The organism is Streptomyces rimosus subsp. rimosus, from assembly GCF_000720725.1.
GTDB classification, from domain to species: domain Bacteria; phylum Actinomycetota; class Actinomycetes; order Streptomycetales; family Streptomycetaceae; genus Streptomyces; species Streptomyces rimosus_A.
Genome location: NZ_JOCQ01000001.1, coordinates 75,918 through 97,329, shown reverse-complemented (window position 1 = coordinate 97,329; position 21,412 = coordinate 75,918). Strand labels below are relative to the sequence as shown.

15 protein-coding genes are annotated in these 21,412 nt (G+C 72.9%); 5 read left to right on the top strand and 10 right to left on the bottom strand.

From position 1 onward, the window contains the following. Positions 1–49 precede the first annotated feature (49 nt). Positions 50–2,308 carry a formate C-acetyltransferase gene (pflB, locus tag IH45_RS0100410; protein WP_030659607.1) on the bottom strand — a complete coding sequence of 753 codons (2,259 nt, stop codon included), beginning with the start codon at positions 2,306–2,308 and terminating at the stop codon, positions 50–52. Positions 2,309–2,546: 238 nt separating this feature from the next. On the opposite strand from pflB, the gene IH45_RS0100405 reads away from it, so the two are divergent. Together IH45_RS0100405 and IH45_RS0100400 are read left to right on the top strand one after the other, a co-directional pair. Further along, complete coding sequence (locus tag IH45_RS0100405) at positions 2,547–3,416, top strand: universal stress protein (RefSeq protein WP_030659604.1); 870 nt, start codon at positions 2,547–2,549, stop codon at positions 3,414–3,416. Positions 3,417–3,556: 140 nt separating this feature from the next. Further along, positions 3,557–4,057, top strand: a complete 501-nt coding sequence (locus IH45_RS0100400) for a pyridoxamine 5'-phosphate oxidase family protein (protein WP_030659602.1) — start codon at positions 3,557–3,559, stop codon at positions 4,055–4,057. A 91-nt stretch (positions 4,058–4,148) separates the two neighbouring features. Here the strand turns inward: IH45_RS0100400 and IH45_RS0100395 are convergent, their stop codons facing one another. Further along, positions 4,149–5,831, bottom strand: a complete 1,683-nt coding sequence (locus IH45_RS0100395; protein ID WP_158812832.1) for a sensor histidine kinase — start codon at positions 5,829–5,831, stop codon at positions 4,149–4,151. Between the two features lie 293 nt (positions 5,832–6,124). On the opposite strand from IH45_RS0100395, the gene IH45_RS0100390 reads away from it, so the two are divergent. Further along, the gene (locus IH45_RS0100390; RefSeq protein WP_032916571.1) at positions 6,125–6,805 is read left to right on the top strand and encodes a CBS domain-containing protein; all 681 of its coding nucleotides are present in this window, start codon (positions 6,125–6,127) and stop codon (positions 6,803–6,805) included. Between the two features lie 90 nt (positions 6,806–6,895). Here IH45_RS0100390 and IH45_RS0100385 read toward each other — a convergent pair whose 3' ends face one another. The 7 genes from IH45_RS0100385 to IH45_RS0100355 form a co-directional block, all read right to left on the bottom strand. Continuing rightward, a complete protein-coding gene (locus IH45_RS0100385; protein ID WP_032916570.1) occupies positions 6,896–7,633 on the bottom strand; it encodes a response regulator in 738 nt (245 codons plus the stop codon). Between the two features lie 139 nt (positions 7,634–7,772). After that, positions 7,773–9,299, bottom strand: a complete 1,527-nt coding sequence (gene hemG / locus IH45_RS0100380; RefSeq protein WP_030659592.1) for a protoporphyrinogen oxidase — start codon at positions 9,297–9,299, stop codon at positions 7,773–7,775. Positions 9,300–9,379: 80 nt separating this feature from the next. After that, positions 9,380–10,546, bottom strand: a complete 1,167-nt coding sequence (locus tag IH45_RS0100375) for an MFS transporter (protein ID WP_234440380.1) — start codon at positions 10,544–10,546, stop codon at positions 9,380–9,382. A 176-nt stretch (positions 10,547–10,722) separates the two neighbouring features. Continuing rightward, positions 10,723–11,502 carry a respiratory nitrate reductase subunit gamma gene (narI, locus tag IH45_RS0100370; protein WP_030659587.1) on the bottom strand — a complete coding sequence of 260 codons (780 nt, stop codon included), beginning with the start codon at positions 11,500–11,502 and terminating at the stop codon, positions 10,723–10,725. Next, a complete protein-coding gene (gene narJ, locus IH45_RS0100365; protein ID WP_030659586.1) occupies positions 11,499–12,260 on the bottom strand; it encodes a nitrate reductase molybdenum cofactor assembly chaperone in 762 nt (253 codons plus the stop codon). Before narJ ends, narI begins: the two co-directional genes overlap by 4 nt. Then, positions 12,257–13,801: a nitrate reductase subunit beta gene (narH, locus tag IH45_RS0100360; RefSeq protein WP_030659584.1), complete on the bottom strand. Its 1,545-nt coding sequence runs from the start codon at positions 13,799–13,801 to the stop codon at positions 12,257–12,259. The genes narJ and narH overlap by 4 nt, the downstream gene beginning before the upstream one ends. 1 nt (position 13,802) lies before the next feature. After that, entirely contained in the window at positions 13,803–17,495 is a 3,693-nt protein-coding gene (locus IH45_RS0100355; protein ID WP_030659581.1) for a nitrate reductase subunit alpha, read from the bottom strand. A 230-nt stretch (positions 17,496–17,725) separates the two neighbouring features. Here IH45_RS0100355 and IH45_RS0100350 point away from each other — a divergent pair, with 230 nt between their 5' ends. Both IH45_RS0100350 and IH45_RS0100345 read left to right on the top strand, forming a co-directional pair. Continuing rightward, the gene (locus IH45_RS0100350; RefSeq protein WP_234440375.1) at positions 17,726–18,949 is read left to right on the top strand and encodes a TIGR04053 family radical SAM/SPASM domain-containing protein; all 1,224 of its coding nucleotides are present in this window, start codon (positions 17,726–17,728) and stop codon (positions 18,947–18,949) included. Positions 18,950–19,159: 210 nt separating this feature from the next. Then, a complete protein-coding gene (locus IH45_RS0100345; RefSeq protein WP_030659577.1) occupies positions 19,160–20,434 on the top strand; it encodes a WS/DGAT/MGAT family O-acyltransferase in 1,275 nt (424 codons plus the stop codon). A gap of 14 nt (positions 20,435–20,448) precedes the next feature. On the opposite strand, the gene IH45_RS0100340 is transcribed toward IH45_RS0100345, so the two are convergent. Next, entirely contained in the window at positions 20,449–21,411 is a 963-nt protein-coding gene (locus IH45_RS0100340) for a GNAT family N-acetyltransferase (protein ID WP_030659574.1), read from the bottom strand. Position 21,412: the final 1 nt, after the last annotated feature.

Here is a 21,412-nt window from a genome sequence, read left to right as displayed (position 1 = left end):
GTACCGGGGTGAGGGCCCGGCACCGGCGCCGTGAGCCGGGGTGGGGGCGTCACAGGGCCCCGTGGAAGGTGCGGTTGATGACGTCGAGCTGCTGCTCACGTGTCAGCCGTACGAAGTTCACCGCGTACCCGGACACCCGGATCGTCAGCTGCGGGTGCTTCTCGGGGTGCTGCATGGCGTCCTCCAGGGTCGCCCGGTCCAGGACGTTGACGTTCATGTGGAAGCCGCCGCCCGCCACATAGCCGTCCAGCACGCCCGTCAGGTTCTCGATCCGCTCGCGTCCGGTGCGGCCGAGCGCGTCCGGCGTGATGGTGTTGGTCAGCGAGATGCCGTCCTCGGCGTCGTCGTACGGCAGCTTGGCGACCGACAGCGCGGCGGCGATGTAGCCGTGCTCGTCGCGGCCGTTCATCGGGTTGGCGCCGGGCGCGAAGGGCGCGCCCGCCGGGCGGCCGTCCGGGGTGGCGCCGGTCTTGCGGCCGTAGACGACGTTGGAGGTGATGGTCAGCACGGACTGGGTGTGCACGGCGCCCCGGTAGGTGGGGTGCTTGCGCACCTTCTGCATGAACGCGTGGACGATGTCCTCGGCGAACCGGTCCGCCCGGTCGTCGTTGTTGCCGTACGCCGGGTAGGTGCCCTCGGTCTCGTAGCCCGTGACCAGCCCGGTCTCGTCCCGGATGGCCCGCACCCGGGCGTACTTGAGCGCCGACAGCGAGTCCGCGGCGACCGACAGTCCGGCGATTCCGCAGGCCATGGTGCGCAGCACGGTGCGGTCGTGCAGGGCCATCTCGATGCGTTCGTAGGCGTACTTGTCGTGCATGTAGTGGATGACGTCGAGGGCGTGCACATAGGTCTCGGCCAGCCATTCCAGCATCGCGTCGTAGCGCTCGGCGACGGTGGCGTAGTCCAGGTATTCGCCCTCGACCGGCTCGAAGCCCGCCACGACGGTCTTGCCCGTCAGCTCGTCCCGGCCGCCGTTGATGGCGTACAGCAGGGCCTTGGCGACGTTGACGCGGGCGCCGAAGAACTGCATCTGCTTGCCGACCGCCATGGCCGACACGCAGCAGGCGATGGCCGTGTCGTCGCCGTACTTCGGCCGCATCAGGTCGTCGGACTCGAACTGGAGGGCCGAGGTGTCGATGGCGACCCGGGAGGCGAATTCCTTGAAGCCGCGCGGCAGGCCCGGCGACCAGAAGACGGTCAGGTTGGGTTCGGGGGCGGGGCCCAGGTTGTAGAGCGTCTGGAGGGCGCGGAAGGTGGTACGGGAGACGAGCGGGCGGCCGTCCTCGCCGATCCCGGCCAGCGACCAGGTGACCCAGGTCGGGTCGCCCGAATACAGCTCGTTGTATTCGGGGGTGCGCAGGAACCGTACGATGCGCAGCTTGATGACGAAGTCGTCGATCAGCTCCTGCGCCTGTTGTTCGTCGAGGATGCCGCTCTCGATGTCGCGCCGCAGGTAGATGTCGAGGAAGGCGTCGATGCGGCCGATCGACATGGCTGCGCCGTTCTGCTCCTTCACGGCGGCCAGATAGCCGAAGTAGAGCCACTGCACGGCCTCGCGGCCGGTGGCGGCGGGGCGGGAGATGTCGTGGCCGTACGTGGCGGCCATGGCCTTCAGTTCGCACAGGGCCTTGATCTGCTCGGCGGTCTCCTCGCGCTCGCGGATCACGTCCTCGGTCGGCCACTGCGCGTCGGCCCCGGCCTTGGCGGCCTGCTTGTCCTCGATGAGCCGGTCGACGCCGTAGAGCGCGACGCGGCGGTAGTCGCCGATGATGCGGCCGCGGCCGTAGGCGTCGGGCAGGCCGGTGATGATGCCGGCGGAGCGGCAGGCGCGGATCTCGGGGGTGTACGCGTCGAAGACGCCGTCGTTGTGGGTCTTGCGCAGCCGGGTGTAGATCTCCCTGACCGCCGGGTCGGGCTCGTACCCGTACGCGGCGAGGGCGCTCTCGACCATCCGCCAGCCGCCGTTGGGCATGATGGCGCGCTTGAGCGGGGCGTCGGTCTGGAGGCCGACGATCAGGTCTCGCTCCTCGTCGATGTAGCCGGGCGCGAACGCGTCGATGCGGGACGGGGTGTGGGTGTCCACGTCGTAAATGCCCCGGTTCCGCTCGTCGGGGAACATGCCGAGCAGCTTCCGCCACACCGCGGTGGTGCGTTCGGTGGGGCCCGTCAGGAAGGAGGAGTCGCCCTCGTAGGGGACGTGGTTGTGCTGGACGAAGTCGCGGACATCGATGGCGTCGCGCCACAGACCGCCGCCGAACCCCTCCCAGGCCGTGCCGTCGGTCGTCTTTTCCCAAGGTGTGGCGGTCATGGTGCGTACCTTCCGATTCGCTGTGCTTGCGCCCGCCTCCATTGCACTCCCACGCACCGTCTCCCCTGGTCGGCGATGGTCCCGACCCGGGGGCCGAAGGGCCCTCGGCGGGCGGCGTGCCGCGTGTCGGAAGGCCGTTGGTCCCCGGGCGCGGGACCTTGGGACCGTCCCCGCGGTGGCCGTGGAGCCCGGAGAGTGGGGGCCGGACGTACTTCCGTTCCCGCCTCAGGAGGCCACCATGCCCGGCACCGTCACCGTCGGACTGGACGGAACCGACCACAGCCTTGCCGCCGCCGACTGGGCCGCCGCCGAGGCCGGCCGCCGTGGAGCGCGCTTGCGGCTGGTTCACGCGTGGGTCTGGCGCCCCTTGGACGTACCGGTCGCGGCGGACGAGGAAGTGCAGCGCCGCTGGGCCACGGAAGTGCTGGACAAGGCCGCGGCCCGGGTGGCCGAGGACTTCCCCGGGCTGCCGGTCACCACCGAGATCCTGGCGGACGAGCCGGTCGCGGCCCTGGTCGCCGCGTCCGCGGCGGGGGACCTGCTGGTGCTGGGTTCGCGTGGGCACAGCACGCTGGTCGGCTATCTGCTCGGCTCCGTGGGGTTGCAGGTGCTGCGGCAGGCGGCCGGGCCCGTCGTCCTCGTCCGCGGTCGGCGCCCCGACGAGGCGGCGCGGCCGCGTGGCGAGGTGGTGGTGGGCGTGCAGGACGTACGGGAGAGCGGTCCGGTGCTGGAGTTCGCCTTCGAGGCGGCCGTGGCCCAAGGGGCGGGCCTGCGAGCGGTACGGGCCTGGAACGTGCCGCCGGTCGTCGTGTGGGGCGGCGAGACCATGCGGGCGGCCGACGACGCCGGCGGCCTGGAGCCGCTGGAGCGCAAGCGGCTGGCCGACGCCGTACGGCCGTGGCGGGAGCGCTTCCCGCAGGTGGAGGTGGTCGAGCACGTCGAACTGGGCGGCGCGGGGCAGGTCCTTCTGGCCGCCGGAGCGCAAGCCCGGCTGCTGGTCGTGGGACGCCGCAGCCCGGGCCGGCACGACCTCAGGAAGATCGGCGCGGTCGCGCACGCGGCGCTGCACCACGCACCGTGCCCGGTGGCGGTGGTGCCCCACCCCTGAACCGCGGACAGCGAAGGGCCCTCCGCGAATGGCCCGCAGCCGGGTCCGTTCGGCCCTGTTGCCGCGATCCCGCTTCGGGGAGGCTGGCGGGCAGGCAACGAGTGCCCGGACGAACGCCGCCGGAGCAGAGGGTGTGCAGGATGAACGACGAAGACGCTCAGCAGGTCGAGAAACTCCGTGAACCGGTGGCTCCCCGGAGCATGCAACAGCTGCCCCGGGGCGAATCGCTGCGGCTGCTGGGCAGCGTCCCGCTCGGCCGGCTCGTGTTCACCCAGAACGCCCTGCCGGCCATCCGGCCCGTCAACCACCTGCTGGACGGGGAGGACATCGTCGTCCGGCTCAACGACGGGGCGACCCTCACCTCGATCGCGCCGCCCGCGGGCGAGGCGGGCCTGGTCGTCGCGTACGAGGCCGATGCCATCGATCCGCGTACGCACCTGGGCTGGAGCGTCATCGTCACCGGGTACGCGCGGCTGGTGGCCGACCCGGCGCAGGTGGCCCGCTACGGGGACCTGCTGCGGCCGTGGGTGGCGCAGACCATGAACGGCGTGCTGCGCATCCAGCCGGACCTGGTCACCGGCTTCCGGCTGGTGGCGCAGCCCGCGGTCGCGGTGTGCGCGGCGGGCGGCGAGGGGCGCTGAGCGCCCGGTTCCACGGCACGGTGCTGAACGGAGCGCCGTAAGCCAGTTTCTGACGCCCGGCCTGACGCAACATGTCAGGCCGGGCCGTCCGTCATCCGGCCGCGGGCAGCGGGGCGTGCCACACGACCTGGCTTCCGCCGCCGTCCGGTGTACGGATCTCCATCGCCCCGCCCACGTTCTGCGCGCGTTCGGCCAGGTTGCCCAGCCCGCTGCGCCGGCCGCCCTCCGGAATGCCCCGGCCGTTGTCCGTGACGGTCAGGACGACCTCGTCGCCGGTGGCCTGGAGCGCCACCTCGACCCGGGTCGCGTGGGCGTGCCGGGCCGCGTTGCTCAGCAGTTCGGTGAGGGCCGCCACGACGTGGTCGGCGACCTGGACCGGTACGTCCGTGTCCAGCAGGCCCTCCATGCTCAGCCGGGGCGGGAAGCCCAGCGCCGTGCCGGCCTCCCCCACGGCGCGCGCCACCCGGGCCCGCAGGCTCGGTCCGGTGTCCTCCTCCCGGATCCGCAGACCGAAGATCGTCGAACGGATGATCTTGATGGTCTCGTCCAGGTCGCCCACCGCCCGGGTGACCCGCTCCGCCGCGCCGGCGTGCTCGACCAGCCGGGCGGCGCTCTGCAGCGTCATACCGGTGGCGAACAGCCGCTGGATGGCCAGGTCGTGCAGGTCGCGGGCGATCCGGTCGCGGTCCTCCAGCAGGGCCAGCTGTTCGGCGTCGCGCCGGCGCTCGGCCAGCTCCAGGGCGAGGGCCGCCTGCCCGGCGAACCCGTGCAGCGGTTCCAGCTCCTCGTCGGTGAACACCGGCTCGCCCTCGGCACGCGCCAGCAGGAGGACGCCGCGGGCGCTGCCGCCCTCGCTGCCCAACGGCACGGCCACCGCGGGCCCCAGGCCGTCGAAGCGGCGGGGCCCGGCGGTGTACCGGTCGTCGCACGCCAGGCCGGACGTGGTGACCGGCCCGCCCGACAGGAGGGCGGCGCCGGACAGCGTGCCGTCGGCGGGTACGACCAGTCCGCGGCGCTTGTCGCTGTTCCCGCCGATCGCCAGCTCCACGACGAGGTCGCCGGTGTCGTGCATGGGTACGCACACGTCCGCGAGTTCCGCCCGGGTGATCTCCTGCGCCCGGCGGGCGATCAGCTCCAGGACCTCCAGGCGGGGGATGCCGGACAGCAGGCTGTTGGTGATCTCCGCGCCCGCCTTCAGCCAGCGCTGCTGGCGCTGCGATCCCTCGTAGAGCCGGGCGTTGTCGATCGCCACACCGGCGGCGACCGACAGCGTGGAGATGACCGACTCGTCCTCCGCGTCGAAGTCGTGGCCGCCGCGCTTGTCGGTCAGGTAGAGGTTGCCGAAGACCTCGTCGCGCACCCGGATCGGCACGCCCAAGAACGTGCGCATCGGCGGGTGGTGGGCGGGGAAGCCGTACGACGACGGATGGGCGCTGAGGTCGGTGAGCCGCAACGGCTCGGGGTTGCGGATCAGTTCGCCCAGGATGCCGTGTCCGGCGGGCAGCGGCCCGATCGCGGCGACCTGCTCGGGTGTCAGGCCGACGGTCAGGAACTGCGACAGCCGCCTGCCGTCCGGGCCGATCACCCCCAGCGCCGCGTACTGCGCGTCGACCAGCAGCGCGGCGGCCTCGACGATGCGCCGGAGCACCTGGGGCAGGTCGAGTTCCCGCCCCACCGAGACCACCGCCTCCAGGAGGCTGTGCACCCGGTCCCGGGTGCCGCGCGCCGCGTCGATGCGTGCCTGCAGTTCCTCCAGCAACTCGTCCAGTCGCATCTGAGGCAGCCGCGACAACGACTCCTGCGTGCCCACCGGTCCTCCTTCTTCGGTCCGCCCGCCGTACCCGGTCAGCGTAACCCTGTCCGCACAGCGGGACCCGACCGCCGCCCACCTGCGCTCACCCGCTTCCGCCCAGGTCATGCGTGGGGCGCGGCGGGCCTGGTGGCCCTCGGACGAAGGCGGATAGGCCCCTGCTCCCCGGCCCCGTCCTCGGCCAGACTCGATCGGCGGGGAACGGGACCGGCACACGGGCCGGAACCGTGAGGCACCGACCGAGGGGAGGTATCGCCGTGCAGGACCACACCGTTGCCGAGGTGATGACGTGGGAGGTCGTACAGGCCCGCCCGGACACCCCGGCGCAGGAGCTGGCCCGGCTGCTCGACGTCCACCGGATCAGCGGCCTGCCGGTGGTGGACGGCGACGACAAGGTCATGGGGGTGGTCTCCCGTACGGACCTCCCCGCGCCCCCGGGCGGCCGGCCGGAGAGCCCTGCCGTCCCGCGCCCGCCGGTCGGTCCCGGTGCCGTCCGCGGCACGACCGCGGGCGAGGTGATGACCACTCCGGCGGTCACCGTGCACCCGGAGCACCGCGTCGTGGACGCCGCCCGCATCATGCAGCGCCGGCATGTCGACCGGCTGCCCGTCGTGGACGAGGAGGACCGCCTCATCGGCATCACCACCCGCCGCGACCTGCTGCGGGTCTTCCTGCGGACGGACCGGCAGATCCGCGCGGAGGTGGCCGACGAGGTGCTGGGCCGCACCCTGGGCGTACCGCCGGACGACGTGCTGGTCTCGGTACGGGACGGCGTCGTGACCCTGCGGGGAACGCTCGCGCACGAGGACGACATCCCGGTCGCGATCGGCCTGACCTGGCGGGTGGACGGAGTCGTGGGCGTGGTCAACCGCCTCGTCCCGCGGGCGGGCGGCGACGGTCCCCCGGACACCGGGGCGTTATGGCGGACGCGGAGCTGACCGGTCACGCCCCGGCCCCGCCCCGGTCCGGGCCCGGGGGCCGGAGGCGGGCCGCGGAAACCCTTGCCGGACCGGGCACCGGAGCCCCCGTCAGTGCCGCGGGCCGCCGTCGCGCGGCGGCGCGGCGGGGCCCGTACGGGGTTCCGGCGCGGCCCCGAGCGACTGGGCGGCGATGACCGCGGCCTGGACGCGGCGCTCCACGCCGAGCTTGGCCAGCAGGCGGGAGATGTTGTTCTTGACCGTCTTCTCCGCGAGGTAGAGCCGCTTGCCGATCTCCCGGTTGGTCAGGCCCTCGCCCACCAGCGCCAGGATCTCGCGTTCCCGCTCGCTCAGCCCGGACAGGCCGTCCGCCCGCGGTTCGGCCCGCTCGGTCTCGCCGCGCAACCGGGCCATGACGCGGGCGGTGGCGCCGGCGTCCAGCAGCGACTGGCCCGAGGCCACCGTCCGTACGGCGTTGACCAGGTCGGTCCCGGTGATCTGCTTGAGCACGTAACCGGCGGCGCCCGCCATGATCGCGTCCAGCAGCGCCTCCTCGTCGTCGAACGAGGTCAGCATCAGGCACACCAGGTCCGGCATCCGGGAGCGCAGCTCACGGCAGACGCTCACGCCGTCGCCGTCCGGCAGCCGGACGTCCAGGATCGCCACCTGCGGCCGCAGGGCGGGCACCCGCACCAGCGCCTGTTCGGCGGTGTTCGCCTCCCCCACCACGGTCAGGTCCGGTTCGGCGTCCAGCAGGTCGTGCACGCCGCGGCGCACCACCTCGTGGTCGTCGAGCAGGAAGACGCTGACCGGTGCCTTCGTCCGGGCGTCGGCCGGGTTTTCCGTCATCACGCAGCTCCGATGTTCCCTGGTGCGGCCCGCCTCCACAGGCGGCGCCCTGTGCAGCCTGCCGCACACCGGGACCGAAGGGCCAGGGCCGGACGGCCCTTCTTGCCGGTCATCCGGGCCATATCCGCGCGGCCGGGTGTCAGCGGACGCGTTCCCGGCCCGGCAGGCGGGCGTCGAGCGCTGCCGTGACCGTTTCGGCCGCGCGCCCGGCGCCCTCGACGCAATGGGTGATGCCGACACCGTCGTAGGCGGCCCCGCAGACCGCCAGCGTGCCGAGCCGCCCGAGGTGCTCCCGCACCTGGGTCATCCGCCCGACATGGCCGACGGTGTACTGGGGCAGGCCGGTGCCCCAGCGGGTGACGGCACTGTCGTACGGTACGGCCGCCACGCCGGTCGCCTCGGCCAGCTCGGCGCGCGAACGGGCCACCAGTTCCGCGTCGTCGAGACACAGGGCGGTGTCCTCGCCGTACCGGCCGACGGACGTGCGCACCACGACCTTGTCGGGCGCGGACCGGCCCGGCCATGCCCACTTGCTGCTCAGGAAGGTGGCCGCCTTGATGAGGCGCCCGTCCACCGGCGGGACCAGGAAGCCGCTGCCCGGCAACTCCCCCGGCAGGTCGGCACGGGTGAAGACCATCGTGATCAGGGCCATGTCCGCGTACTCGACGGCGCGCAGCGCGGCGGCCGCGGCCGGTACCTCGTCGGCCAGCAGCCGGGCGGCGGCGGGCGCGGGTACGGCGAGCACCACCGCGTCGGCGTCGATCCGGTGCTCGCCGGCGGCGTCCCGTACCGTCAGCCGCCATCCGTGCCCGGTGCTGCGCAGCGTGCGGGCCGCGGTGGCGGTGCGGATGTCCACGCCCGCGGCCCGGCACGCCCGGGCGACGGCCAGGGGCAGCCGGCCCAGTCCGCCCCGTACGCTCCGGAACGGGGGCACGGCCGCCGCCGGCTTCGGCGCTTCGGGCGCCGGTCCCCGCATGCGGCGGATGCCTTCGAGCAGGGACCGTTCTTCCCGGACGATGGGAAGCAGGTGCGGCAGGGCGGCGCGCAGGGAGATGCGGTCGGCGTGCCCGGCGTACACGCCGCCGAGGAGGGGTTCGACGAGCCGGTCGACGACTTCGCGCCCCAACCGGGCGGCCACGTACCGGCCGACGGCGATGTCGTCGCCCACGTCCGTACGCGGGAGTGCCAGGTCCTGGCGGGCGCGGGCGAGGCCGTCGGCGGACAGCACCCCGCAAGCGGCCAGGGAGTCGAGGTCGGCGGGGATGCCCATGATGTGGCCGCGGGGCAGGGGGTGGAGCGCGCCGCGGGTCCACAGCGAAGCCTCCGCCGTGACCGGCGGCTCCAGTTCGTCCCCCAGCCCCACCTCCCGGGCCAGTTCCACGGCGGACGGCTGCTTGGCGAACACCGCCTCGGCCCCCAGGTCCACGGGTACGCCGCCGACCTCGCCGCACAGGAGCTTGCCGCCGAGCCGTCCGGCGGATTCCAGCAGTGTCACCCGCGCCCCGGAACCGCTGCCGCCCGCCGCGCCACTGAGGCGGGCGGCAGCGGTCAGTCCGGCGATGCCGCCGCCCACCACCACGATGTGCGGCCGTGTCTCCCCCGGCGCCGGGGCGGAGGGTGCGGGCAGGGAGGAGGAAGGGAGGTGCGGGGTGGTGGATGCGTTCATCGGGCTGCGCTGCCTTTCTGAGGGCGCCTCAGGGGCGCCCGTATCCGAACCTGCTGAAGTTCACCGGGCCGGTTGCCCCATCACGGTGAGGTGCCCTCGGAGGCGACGGCCCGCCGGACCCGGGTGACGGTGAAGGCCAGGGCGACGGCCGAGACCAGGGCCAGCAGGAGCAGGCCGAGGGCGTAGCTTCCCGAGGCGCTGAAGATCACGCCCATGACCAGGGGCGGGATGAAGCCGCCCAGCCCGCCCGCGGCACCGACGACACCGGTGACCGAGCCGACCTTGTTCGCCGGGGCCAGCAGGGCCACCAGCGCGAAGGTGGCGCCGCTGCCCGCGCCGAGCGCGGCGGCCATGGCCAGGAAGGCGAGGGTGCCCACCGGAGCGAGCGGCGGGGTCGCGGCTTGTACGGCGGCGCCCGCGACGACGACCGCCAGGGATCCGGCGAGCACGCGGACCGGGCCCATCCGGTCCGACAGCCAGCCGCCGACCGGGCGCATGGCCACCGCCAGCAGGACGAAGCCGGCCATCCGGTTGGCGGCGTCGGCCTGCCCGAGTCCGTAACCGGTCTTCAGGTAGGTCGGCAGGTAGACCGAGAAGGCGACGTAGCCGCCGAACGCCACGGCGTACAGGGCGGATGCCTGCCAGGTGACGGACAGGCGGGCGGTGTCGGCGAGGCGGCGGGCCAGGGGCCCGGCCGGTACGGTACGGCCGGGCGCGTCCCGCAGCAGGACGGCGGCCAGCACGGCGTAGACGGCTAGCGCGGCGGCGGTGATCAGGAACGGGTTGGCCATACCGTGCGCGTCGACGAGCTTGACGGTGGTCAGCGCGCTGATGGCGGTGCCGCCCATGCCCACGCCGAAGACACCGATCGCCAGCCCGCGCCGCTCCGGCGGGAACCAGCGGTTGACGAACGGCACGCCGACGGCGAAGGCGGTGCCGCCGATGCCCAGGAAGAACCCGCCGATCAGCAGGGCGGTCAGTGAGGAGTGCCCGGCCAGCCCCAGGTAGAGCACGGGCACGATGGTCGCGGCGGACACCAGGGGGAACATCACGCGGCCGCCGAACCGGTCGGTCAGCGCGCCCACCGGGATCCGTCCCAGTGAGCCCACCACGACCGGCACCGCCACCAGCAGGGACTGCTCGAACGAGCTGAGTGCCAGGGTCTCCTTGAAGCGCGGGCCCAGCGGGCTGAGCAGCGCCCACGCCCAGAAGTTGACGGCGAAGCCCAGTGTGGCCAGCGTGAGCATCATCCACGGGCGGCCGGCCGGAATGGCGGGGCCTGCCTCTCTCGGTGACGGGGCGCCGGTGGTGTCCTCAAGCAGGCGCATCGGGTGCCTCTCGGTCGAGTCGTTCTGGTCGTTCTGGTAATCGCCTGGTGCCGGGCCCTGTGGGGCAGCGCCAGGCCGGGGAGTGGCCGGCTTCATCAAGACGCCTCGGTCCCGGCCGGCCCGCGCCGAGCGGGGACGGCCGGGGACCGGTCGTACGCCGGAGCGGCCGTCTTGCGGCGGTAGACCAGATACGGGCGGCGCAGGTAGCCGATGGGCGCGCTCCACACGTGGACGAGGCGGGTGAAGGGCCAGGCCGCGAAGAGCAGGCACGCGCTCAGGGCGTGCAGTTGGAACAGGAGGGGCGCGCCCGAGATGGCCCCGGGCTGCGGTTGCAGCAGGAACAGGCCGCGGAACCACACCGAGACGGTGGAGCGGTAGTCGTACCCGCCTCCGGCGACGTTGTGGACGACGGTGGCGGCGATGCCCAGCAGTACGGTGGCGGCCAGCAGCGGGAAGAGCAGCTTGTCGCTGGAGCTGGTGCGGGTGCGGATGCGCGGGGCGATCAGGCGCCGGGCGCAGAGCATGCCCAGCCCCACCACCATGGCCGCACCGGCCACGGAGCCGAGGCCCACCGCCACGGTGTGGTAGGTGTGCTCGCCGATGCCCGCCTTCGCGGTCAGGGACGCCGGAACGGCCAGGCCCACGACGTGTCCGGCGATCACGGCGAACGCGCCGAGGTGGAACAGCGGACTGCCCCAGCGCAGCCACCGGTGTTCCAGCAGCTGGCTGGTGCGGCTGGTCCAGCCGAACTGGTCCTTGCGGTAGCGCCAGAAGTGCCCGACGGCGAAGACGGCCAGGCAGGCGTAGGGGACGGCGACCCACAGCAGCAGGTCGGTGCCGTCCACGGAGGTCAGAGGGCTGCTGGCGGCGCTCATCGGCGGGTCTCCGAGTCCATGGGGCCGGTCAGAGGGGGCATCAGGGTCGGCGGTGCGGGCGCCGGCGGTACGAAGGTGCCGGGCGGGGCGAAGCCGGTGCCGCTGTACGGGTCGAGGCCGACGTCCTCGGCGGGCGGCCCTTCGGCGGCCAGCTTCGCCACCGCCTCCAGGTCGGCGTCGGTGGCCGCCGGCAGCAGGGACAGCAGTGCCGCCAGCAGGTCCGCGTAAGGGGACCGCACGTCCGACAGGGCGTGGTGGATGAGGTCCAGTCCGCGCCGGTGGCGGCGCAGCGGTGCTTCTCCGGCGCGCGGCCCGGCCAGGGCGGCGAATTCCAGGACGACGGGCAGGTGGTCGGGGAGTTCGCCGCTGTCGGCGCTCCACCCGGCGGCCCGGTAGGTCTGGGCGAGGGCGAGCAGGGCCATGCCCCGTCGGCGGGTGTCGCCGTGCAGGTAGTAGGTGAGGTAGAGGCTGCTCTTGCGGCGAAGGTCGAAGACCTCCACGTAGTGGCTTTCCAGGTCCTCGGACGGCTGAACCATGAACCAGGAGGCAAAGGCGGCGAGATGTCCGGCGGCGGTCGAGGGCGGCAGAACATCGACCGCAGCACTCAACTCGGCCCGCTTTTCGACCAGTTCAGCATCCGGGTACTGCAACAGCAGCGACAGCAGCCGTAGCAGGAGCCCGCGCTGGGCGGCTTCTTCGGGGCCGGGGCGGGCGCGGCGCCCGGCCGCCGGGCGGAGGCGGGTACGCAGGGAGCTCATACAGCGCCTCCCGCGCCCGGGGCCGTGGTCCGTCGCCGCAGGGTGGGAAGCCCGAGCATGACCTTGCGGCCGGTGGCGGACGGGTTGCCGCCCGCGCTCTCCACGGGGCAGCGGTCCTCCATCGCGCTGAGCGCGGCGGCGTCTTCCTTGTGGGCGGCGGGGACGACGTACCGGTCGGCGTACTTGGCGACGGCCAGCAGCCGGTGCAGATCTTCGGCCTGTGCGGGCGTGAGCCCCACGGCCTTCAGCGCGCTCTCGTCTCCCTGTTCCCCGAGCGTGCGCTGCCGCATGTGGCTGCGCAGCGCGGTCAGCTTCATCAGGACCCCGGCGACGACGTCGGTGTCTCCGGCGGCGAAGAGGTTGGCGAGGTAGTCCAGCGGGATGCGCAGGCGGGTGACGGCGGCGAAGACGTGGTCGGGGTCCTCGGCGTCGCCGCCCGCCTCGCCGACGGCGTCCAGGACCGGGGACAGTGGCGGCACGTACCAGACCATGGGCAGGGTGCGGTATTCCGGGTGCAGCGGCAGGGCCACCTTGTACTCGCTGATCAGGGCGTGTACGGGAGAGCGGCGGGCGGCGTCGATCCAGTCCTCGGGGATGCCGGACCGCCGGGCCGCGGAGCGGACTTCGGGGTCGGCCGGGTCGAGGAAGACGTTCCGCTGGGCGTCGAGCAGGTCCTTCTCGTCCGCTGTGGCGGCGGCCTCGCCGACCCGGTCGGCGTCGTAGAGGAGCAGGCCGAGGTAGCGCAGGCGGCCGACGCAGGTCTCGGAGCAGACGGTGGGCTGCCCGGCTTCGATGCGCGGGAAGCAGAAGGTGCACTTCTCGGCCTTGCCGGTGGCGTGGTTGACGTAGACCTTCTTGTACGGGCAGGCCGTGACGCACATCCGCCAGCCGCGGCAGCGGTCCTGGTCGACCAGCACGATGCCGTCCTCGGCCCGCTTGTACATCGCGCCGGACGGGCAGGCGGACACACAGGCCGGGTTGAGGCAGTGCTCGCACAGCCGCGGCAGGTGGAACATGAAGGTCTGCTCGAAGGCGAACTTCACCTTCTCGGCCAGGCCCCCGCTCAGGTTCGGGTCGCCGGCCGCCGTCTCGCCCGCGCCGCCCAGGCCGTCCTCCCAGTTGGCGCCCCAGGTGATCGAGGTCGGCTTGCCGGTGAGCACCGAGCGGGGCCGGGCCACCGGCACGTCCTGGCCGGCCGGGGCGCTGACGAGGTTGTCGTAGTCGTAGGTGACCGGTTCGTAGTAGTCCTCGATGGCCGGCAGGTCGGGGTTGGAGAACAGGGAGCCCAGGCGCTTCAGGCGGCCGCCGGAGCGGAGCACCAGGCGCCCGCGCCGGTCCAGCATCCAGCCGCCCTTCCACTGCCGCTGGTCCTCGTAGCGGCGCGGGTAGCCGACGCCGGGCTTGGTCTCGACGTTGTTGAACCAGGCGTATTCGACGCCGGTGCGGTTGGTCCAGGTCTGTTTGCAGGTGACCGAGCAGGTGTGGCAGCCGATGCACTTGTCGAGGTTCATCACCATCGCCACTTGGGCCATGACGCGCATGTCAGTACTCCACATCCTGGGAGCGGCGGCGAATCACGGTGACCTCGTCGCGCTGGTTGCCGGTGGGGCCGTAGTAGTTGAAGGCGTAGGTGAACTGGGCGTAGCCGCCGGCCAGGTGTGAGGGCTTGATGAGCAGCCGGGTCAGGGAGTTGTGCATGCCGCCGCGCTTGCCGCTGAGCTCGGTCTTGGGCACGTTCACCGTGCGGTCCTTGGCGTGGTACATGTACACGGTGCCCTCGGGCATCCGGTGGGTGACCACCGCGCGGGCGACGACGACGCCGTTGCGGTTGTACGCCTCGATCCACTCGTTGTCCCTGACGCCGATCTTCTCGGCGTCGGCGGTGCTCATCCAGATCACCGGGCCGCCCCGGGAGAGGGCGAGCATGTAGGCGTTGTCCTGGTACTCGGAGTGGATGGACCACTTGGAGTGCGGGGTGAGGTAGCGGACCGTCACCTCGGCGCGGCCTTCCTCGCCCAGGTGCTCGTCGCCGTAGTGCCGGGCGGTGTTCAACGGGGGACGGTACACGGGCAGTTGCTCGCCGAGTTCGGTCATCCAGTCGTGGTCGACGAAGAAGTGCTGGCGGCCGGTGAGGGTGTGCCAGGGCTTGCGGTGCTCGACGTTGATGACGAACGGGGAGTAGCGGCGGCCGCCGGTCTCGCTGCCGGACCACTCGTACGAGGTGATCACCGACCGGGGCTGCACACGGGTGTCGGCGAAGGTGATCCGCTCCGCCTCCCGCTCGGCGGCCAGATGCGCCAGGCCGGTGCCGGTCCGCTTCTCCAGCGCCTTGAAACCCTCGGTGGCCAGGCGCCCGTTGGTGGTGCCGGACAGCGCGAGGATCGCCTCGCACATGTCCGAGGCGGTGGCCAGCGACGGCCGTCCGTCCGCCGCACGCCCGCGCCGGACGCCGTTGCTGCGCCGCAGCTGCTCCAGCTCCTGGTCCGGGTGGACGGTGACGCCCTTCGTGGTGGTGCCGAGCGTGTCGAGGAGGGGGCCGACGGCGCGCATCTTGTCCGCCACCGCCGCGTAGTCCCGCTCGACGGTCACCAGCTTGGGCATGGTGCGGCCGGGGACCGGCGCGCACTCGCCGGCCTTCCAGTCGGCGACGACGCCGCCGGGCTGGGCGAGTTCGTCGGGGGTGTCGTGCTGGAGGGGCACGGCCAGCACGTCGGTGCGGGTGCCCAGGTGATCCGCGGCCAGTTCGCTGAAGCGGTCGGCGATGGTCAGGAAGGTGTCGTAGTCGGTCCGGGCCTGCCAGGGCGGTGCGATGGCCGGGGTGAAGGCGTGCACGAAGGGGTGCATGTCCGTGCTGGACAGGTCGTCCTTCTCGTACCAGGTGGCGGCCGGCAGCACGACATCGGCGAACAGGCCGGTGGAGGTCATCCGGAAATCCATGCTGACCAGGAGGTCGAGCTTGCCCTCCGGCGCCTCCGCGTGCCAGACGACGTCCCGTGGCCGCTTCTCCGGCGGTGTCTCCTCGGAGCGGACCGCCGCGTCCGTCCCCAGGAGATGGCGCAGGAAGTACTCGTTGCCCTTGCCCGAGGAGCCCAGCAGGTTGGCCCGCCATACGGTCAGGACGCGCGGGAAGTTGGCGGGGTCGTCCGGGTCCTCGGCGGCGAAGCGCAGCGCGCCGGAGGTCAGCTCGTCGACGATGTGCTCGGACACGGGACGGCCGGCGGCTGCCGCCTCGTCGGCCAGGTCCAGCGGGTTGCGGTTGAAGCCGGGGTGGCCGGGGGTCCAGCCCATCCGGACGGCCTGGGCCAGGCAGTCGGCGGTGGCGCGGCCCGTGAAGCGGCCCTCCCCCAGCGGGGAGGCCAGCTCGTCCGGGCCGAAGGCCTCGTAACGCCACTGGTCGGTGGCCAGGTACCAGTACGAGGTGCCCGCCATGTGGCGGGTGGGCCGCTGCCAGTCGAAGGCGAACGCGAGGTGCTGGAGGCCGGTGACGGGGCGGACCTTCTCCTGGCCGACGTAGTGGGCCCAGCCGCCGCCGTTGACGCCCTGGCAGCCGGTCATGGTGGTCAGGGCCAGGAAGGCGCGGTAGATGGTGTCGGAGTGGAACCAGTGGTTGGTGCCCGCGCCCATGGCGATCATCGAGCGGCCCTCGGTGCGCTCGGCGTTGCGGGCGAACTCCCGCGCGATACGGGCCGCCTGCGCGGCGGGGACCGAGGTGACCGTCTCCTGCCAGGCCGGGGTGTACGGCTGGGAGGCGTCCTCGTAGGAGGCCGGCCAGGTGCCGGGCAGCCCGGCGCGCCGCACACCGTACTGGGCCAGCATCAGGTCGAAGACGGTGGTCACCTGCCGACCGCCGACCGTGCGGACCGGGACGCCGCGCACCATGACCGCGCCGCCCTCGGTGGGGCCTTCGTCGAAGCGCGGCAGCGCCACGGTGGCCGTGGCCCCGCCCCGCTCCAGCAGACTCAATTCCGGTTCGGCGTCGCCCAGTTCGAGGTTCCAGCGGCCCTTGCCCTGCTCGCCCCAGCGGAAGCCGAGCGACCCGTTGGGGACCACCGGTTCGCCGCTGCGGCGGTCGACGAGGACGGTCTTGAAGCGCGCATGCTCGTCGGTGTCGCCGAGGTCGGCGGCGGTCAGGAAGCGATCCGGCACCAGATCGCCGTCCCGCTCGCGCAGCGTGACCAGGAACGGGGCGTCGGTGAATCGGCGCAGGTAGTTCTCGAAGTAGGGCGTGGAGCGGTCGACCAGGAATTCGCGCAGGATGACGTGGCCCATCGCCATCGCCAGGGCCCCGTCCGTCCCCGGGTGCGGGGCCAGCCACTCGTCGGCGTGCTTGACGTTGTCGGCGTAGTCGGGGCTGACGGCGACGACCTTGGTGCCGTTGTAGCGGGTCTCGGTCAGGAAGTGGGCGTCCGGGGTGCGGGTGACCGGGATGTTGGACCCCCACATGACCAGGTATCCGGCGTTCCACCAGTCGGCGGCCTCCGGCACGTCCGTCTGGTCGCCGAAGACCTGCGGCGAGGCGACGGGCAGGTCCGCGTACCAGTCGTAGAAGGACAACAGGGTGCCGCCGAGCAGCGACAGGAAGCGGGCGCCCGCCGCGAAGGACGCCATCGACATGGCGGGGATGGGCGAGAACCCGGCCACCCGGTCCGGGCCGTACGTCTTGACGGTGTGCACATGGGCGGCGGCGACCAGTTCGGCCACCTCGTCCCAGTCGGCGCGCACCAGCCCGCCCTTGCCCCGGGCCTTCTTGTAGGCGCGGGCCTTGGCCGGGTCGCCGGTGATCTCCGCCCAGGCGGCCACCGGGTCGCCGAGCCGGCGGCGCGCCTCCCGCCACATCTTCAGCAGCGTGCCGCGGACGTACGGGTAGCGGACCCGGCTGGGCGAGTAGGTGTACCAGGAGAACGACGCGCCGCGCGGGCAGCCCCGCGGCTCGTACTCGGGGCAGTCGGCGCCGATCGACGGGTAGTCGGTGGCCTGGTGTTCCCAGGTGATGATCCCGTCCTTGACGTAGACCATCCAGGAGCAGGACCCGGTGCAGTTGACCCCGTGCGTGGAGCGGACGACCTTGTCGTGCGACCAGCGGTCGCGGTAGAAGCCCTCCCACCGCGGGTCCCCCGTGCCGAACACGGCGCGCCCGTCCTCGCTGACCTCGCGCCGGTTGAGCAGCCGCCGGCCGGCCAGCGGCCAGCCGCGTTCCTCAGCGGCCGCCGGACCGCCGATTGTTTCGTTCTCCATAAAACGAACGCTAAGTCGCTCCCCCGCGGGTGACGGTGGGCGAAGCGTCCCGCGGCGCAGGGCCACAGGACCTCGAATGTTTTCGGCCACCCGGGACCAACGACCCTGCGCGGGGGCCGCACGCCCCGGGCGGCGGGCGCCTCCCCGGCCGCATGCTGGGGGTGATCGAATCGGAGGTACCCGCCCATGTACGACCCCGCCCGCCCCGTTCCGTCCCGTCCGCTCCCCCGGTGAGCGGCGCCCGCGCGGTCCGCCGGCAGCACCAGGCTGTGGCGGACAAGCCGTTCATCGTCATCTGGGAGTCGACCCGCGCCTGTCCCCTGGCCTGTGTGCACTGCCGGGCGACCGCGGTGCCCGACCGGGATCCCGGCGAGCTGGACACCCGGGCCGCCAAGGGCCTGATCGACCAGATCGCCGCCTTCGGGCGGCCCGCACCGCTGTTCGTCATCACCGGCGGCGACCCTTTCCAGCGCCCGGATCTGCTGGAACTGATCGTTTACGGCACGCGTGCGGGGGTACGGGTCGCCGTTTCGCCCTCGGGCACCCCCACCCTGACGGCGGCCAACCTCCGGGCGGTGCACGAGGCGGGGGCGGTGGGCCTGTCCCTGAGCCTGGACGGCTCCACCGCCGCGCTGCACGACGGCTTCCGCGGCGTCCCCGGCGTCTACGGGTGGACCCTGGACGCCTGGGACACCGCCCGCGGCCTGGGCATGAAGGTGCAGATCAACACCACGGTCGGCCGGCACAACCTGCACGACCTGCCGGAGGTCGCGGCCCTGGTCCGCGAGCACGGGGTCATGCTGTGGAGCGCGTTCTTCCTCGTGCCCACCGGACGCGGGCGCGAGCTGGCCCCGCTGGGCCCCACGGAGACCGAGGACGTCCTCAACTTCGTTTACGACGTGGGGCTTTCGATACCTGCCAAGACCACCGAGGCCCACCACTTCCGCCGTGTCGCACTGCAGCGCGCGGTACTGGACGCGAGGGGAGCGGACCACGTGGAGGTGATGCGGCTCGGGCCGCTGTACCGCCGGCTCCGCCGGCGCGGCGAAGAGCTCGGCCTCTACACCGGCGGGCGCCGGACCCGCCGCCCGCCCCTGGACGTCAACGCGGGCCGCGGCTTCGTCTTCGTGTCCCACACCGGCACCGTGCACCCCAGCGGCTTCCTCCCCCTCGCGGCGGGAAACGTGCGCACCCGCCCGCTGCCGGCGATCTACCGCGAGTCGCACCTGTTCACCGGCCTGCGCGACGCCGACCGGCTGGGCGGCCGGTGCGGCCGGTGCGAATTCCGCCGGATCTGCGGAGGGTCGCGCTCCCGGGCCCATGCCGTCACCGGCGATCCGTACGCGGAGGAGCCGTGGTGCGACTATGAACCCGGGACGTTCCCCTATCAGCGGGACATGACGGAGTTGCTGGGCGGGGGCGCGGCGGGTCTCGGAGAATCCGCCCGGCCGTGAAATGCCGCCCGGCCGGGTCCGGTGCGCCGATATTCCGAACAGCGGACGATGCGTTCATCGGCAGGCACCAGGGTGACTCGTCCGGGGTCATCGGGTCATCCGTACCGGTGAACGGCCTTCCTCGCCCCCTTCCCCCCGGCCCGGTCGTGCCGCATGGTCGAGAAGCGAGCCGGAACCCGCCTCCGGCGGATCGCGCAAAGGAGGCCGCCTGTGAATTCCCCGGCACCTTCCCGTCCTTCACCCATCGACCGGGCCTTCCTCGCGTTCGGGAAAAGCTCCCCGCACGCCCGCCTGGAGGTGGGGAGCATCGCGTATCTGACGGATGGGGCGCCGACGCTGGACAACGTGCGGAACTCGGTCGGCAGGGCGCTGCGGATACTGCCGGTGCTCTCGCACGAGCTGTGCGCGGCGGGCACGGCCGTCGCCTGGCTGCCGGCTGCCGATTTCCGGCTGGACCGGCATGTCGTGGAGACGGTCGTCCCGGGTGAGGGGCTTTCGTGCGTGCTGGACGCGGCCCAGCTGGTGTGGGCCGAGCGCCTTCCCCCGGGCATCGGCTGGGAACTGCGGCTGGTGCGGCCCTCCTCGGGGACCGGCTGGGCCTTGTCGTACCGCGTGCACCACAGCCGGCAGGACGGTCTGGCGATCCGACAGACGCTGCAGACCCTCCTCGCTCCGGCGGGTCCCGGGCCGGCCCCGCGGCCCGCCTTCCACGCGGGCAGCGGCTCGCCGATGGGCCGGGCACTGCGGGCGGTCGGCACGTCCGCGGCGTTGTACGCCGACTACCGGCGCTTCCCGCCGACCGGACTGGGCGCGCCGTGGGAGCTCTCGGGCCGGCGTCAGGTGTCGACGGCCACCACGTCGCTCCCCCGATTGCGTACGGTCGCCCGTACTGCCGGCGGAACGGTCAACGATGTCCACCTCGCCGCCCTGGCCGGAGCGGTGCGCGCCTGGCTCCTGGAGACCGGCCGGACCCCCGCGCCGCTGGCGGTCGCCGTCCCGTTCAGTGTCCGGCACCCCGAGGAGCCGTCGACGTGGGGCAATCGGCTCTTCTTGAAGCGGGTGTGGCTGCCGTGCCAGGAGAGTGACCCGCGGCGTCGGCTGACGCGTACGGTGGCGGCTGCCGCCCGGCTCAAATCGACACGCGTACGGCAGACCGCGCAGGACCTGCTGGACAGTTCCCCTGACCGGCTCGTCAGGTTCGCCTTCCGCCGGATGCTGGACCCTCGGTACGCTCCCGTGATCTCGTCGTACATGCCGTGCGGGGTGGCCGAGGACGTGATTCCGCCGGCCCTGGCCGACCTGCTGCCGCTGACCCTGCTGCCGCCCGGCCACCCGTTCAACGTCTGCCTGACGACCTACCGTTCGACCGCCCAGATCGCCATGCTCAGCGACACGGCGGTGCCGGGCGCGGACCGGATCCCGGCGCTGTGGCGGCAGGCGGCGGAGGAGCTGTGCGAGGTGATGCCGCCGCCCCCGGCCTCCTGAGAGCTACCGCCGGCTCACAGTTCACGCCGGAAGGTGACCCGGTCCAGCGAGGGGCCGTCGTAGTCCGTGATCGGGTCGGACGGGGTGAAGCCGAGCGCGCTGTGGAAGGCGATGGAGCGGGCGTTCTGCGGCGAGGTGATGGCCTTGACGACGGTCCGGCCGTTCGCCCGGGCCATGTCGAAGAACCGCTCGTACAGGAAGCGGCCCAGGCCGGTGCGCCGCCAGGCGGGGTTGACCCCGGTGAAGTGGATGTACGCCTCCTCCGGGTGGGACGGGGAGAGGAACCCGACGACGAAGCCCGCCAGTTCGCCGTCGCGCTCGGCGATCAGGCTGGTGTCGTGGAAGTGGTTCACGAACACCCGGGTCAGGTCGCGGGAGGCGGGGCGGCCCCACCAGTCGTCGACCACCGAGACGACGGTGTCGAAGTCCTCCGGCACCGCCGCACGCGTCGTGAAGGGCGCCAGGGTGCGGACCTCCGGGGCGCCGAGCTTCTTGCGGAAGGCCACCCGGTCCTGCCCCGGCCCGTCGTAGTCGCCCTGCACCGGCACGCCGTCCACCTCCCGGTCGCCCGCGTCCAGCTCGAAGCCCATGGCCCGGTGGAAGGCGATGGATCCGGTGTTCTGCGGCGAGGTGATGGCGCGTACCTCGGTACGGCCGGCCGCCGCGGCGCGCTCGAAGAAGGCGGTGTAGAGCCGGCGGGCCACACCCTGCTTGCGCAGTTCCGGGTCCACGCCGACGAAGTGGATGTACGCCTCGTGGGGCCGGTCGGCGGAGTGGAAGCCCACCAGGAACGCCCGTACCCCCGTCCCGTCCTCCAGCACCAGACTGGTGTCCGCGAAGTGCTGGAGGAACAGCCGGGGCAGCAGCATGGAGAGCTGCCGCGCCTGTTCGGGGGTGCGCGAGTCGCCCCACCAGCGCTGTACGCACTCCACGAGCGTGGTGTGGTCGGTCGTACGGGCCCGGCGTACGTCGTGCATG

Bases quoted from the DNA above. Each gene is read 5' to 3' on its own strand.
- pflB (WP_030659607.1), bottom strand. From the start codon at position 2,308: ATGACCGCCACACCTTGGGAAAAGACGACCGACGGCACGGCCTGGGAG.
- IH45_RS0100405 (WP_030659604.1), top strand. From the start codon at position 2,547: ATGCCCGGCACCGTCACCGTCGGACTGGACGGAACCGACCACAGCCTT.
- IH45_RS0100400 (WP_030659602.1), top strand. From the start codon at position 3,557: ATGAACGACGAAGACGCTCAGCAGGTCGAGAAACTCCGTGAACCGGTG.
- IH45_RS0100395 (WP_158812832.1), bottom strand. From the start codon at position 5,831: ATGCGACTGGACGAGTTGCTGGAGGAACTGCAGGCACGCATCGACGCG.
- IH45_RS0100385 (WP_032916570.1), bottom strand. From the start codon at position 7,633: ATGACGGAAAACCCGGCCGACGCCCGGACGAAGGCACCGGTCAGCGTC.
- hemG (WP_030659592.1), bottom strand. From the start codon at position 9,299: ATGAACGCATCCACCACCCCGCACCTCCCTTCCTCCTCCCTGCCCGCA.
- IH45_RS0100375 (WP_234440380.1), bottom strand. From the start codon at position 10,546: ATGCTCACGCTGGCCACACTGGGCTTCGCCGTCAACTTCTGGGCGTGG.
- narI (WP_030659587.1), bottom strand. From the start codon at position 11,502: ATGAGCGCCGCCAGCAGCCCTCTGACCTCCGTGGACGGCACCGACCTG.
- narJ (WP_030659586.1), bottom strand. From the start codon at position 12,260: ATGAGCTCCCTGCGTACCCGCCTCCGCCCGGCGGCCGGGCGCCGCGCC.
- narH (WP_030659584.1), bottom strand. From the start codon at position 13,801: ATGCGCGTCATGGCCCAAGTGGCGATGGTGATGAACCTCGACAAGTGC.
- IH45_RS0100355 (WP_030659581.1), bottom strand. From the start codon at position 17,495: ATGGAGAACGAAACAATCGGCGGTCCGGCGGCCGCTGAGGAACGCGGC.
- IH45_RS0100340 (WP_030659574.1), bottom strand. From the start codon at position 21,411: ATGCACGACGTACGCCGGGCCCGTACGACCGACCACACCACGCTCGTG.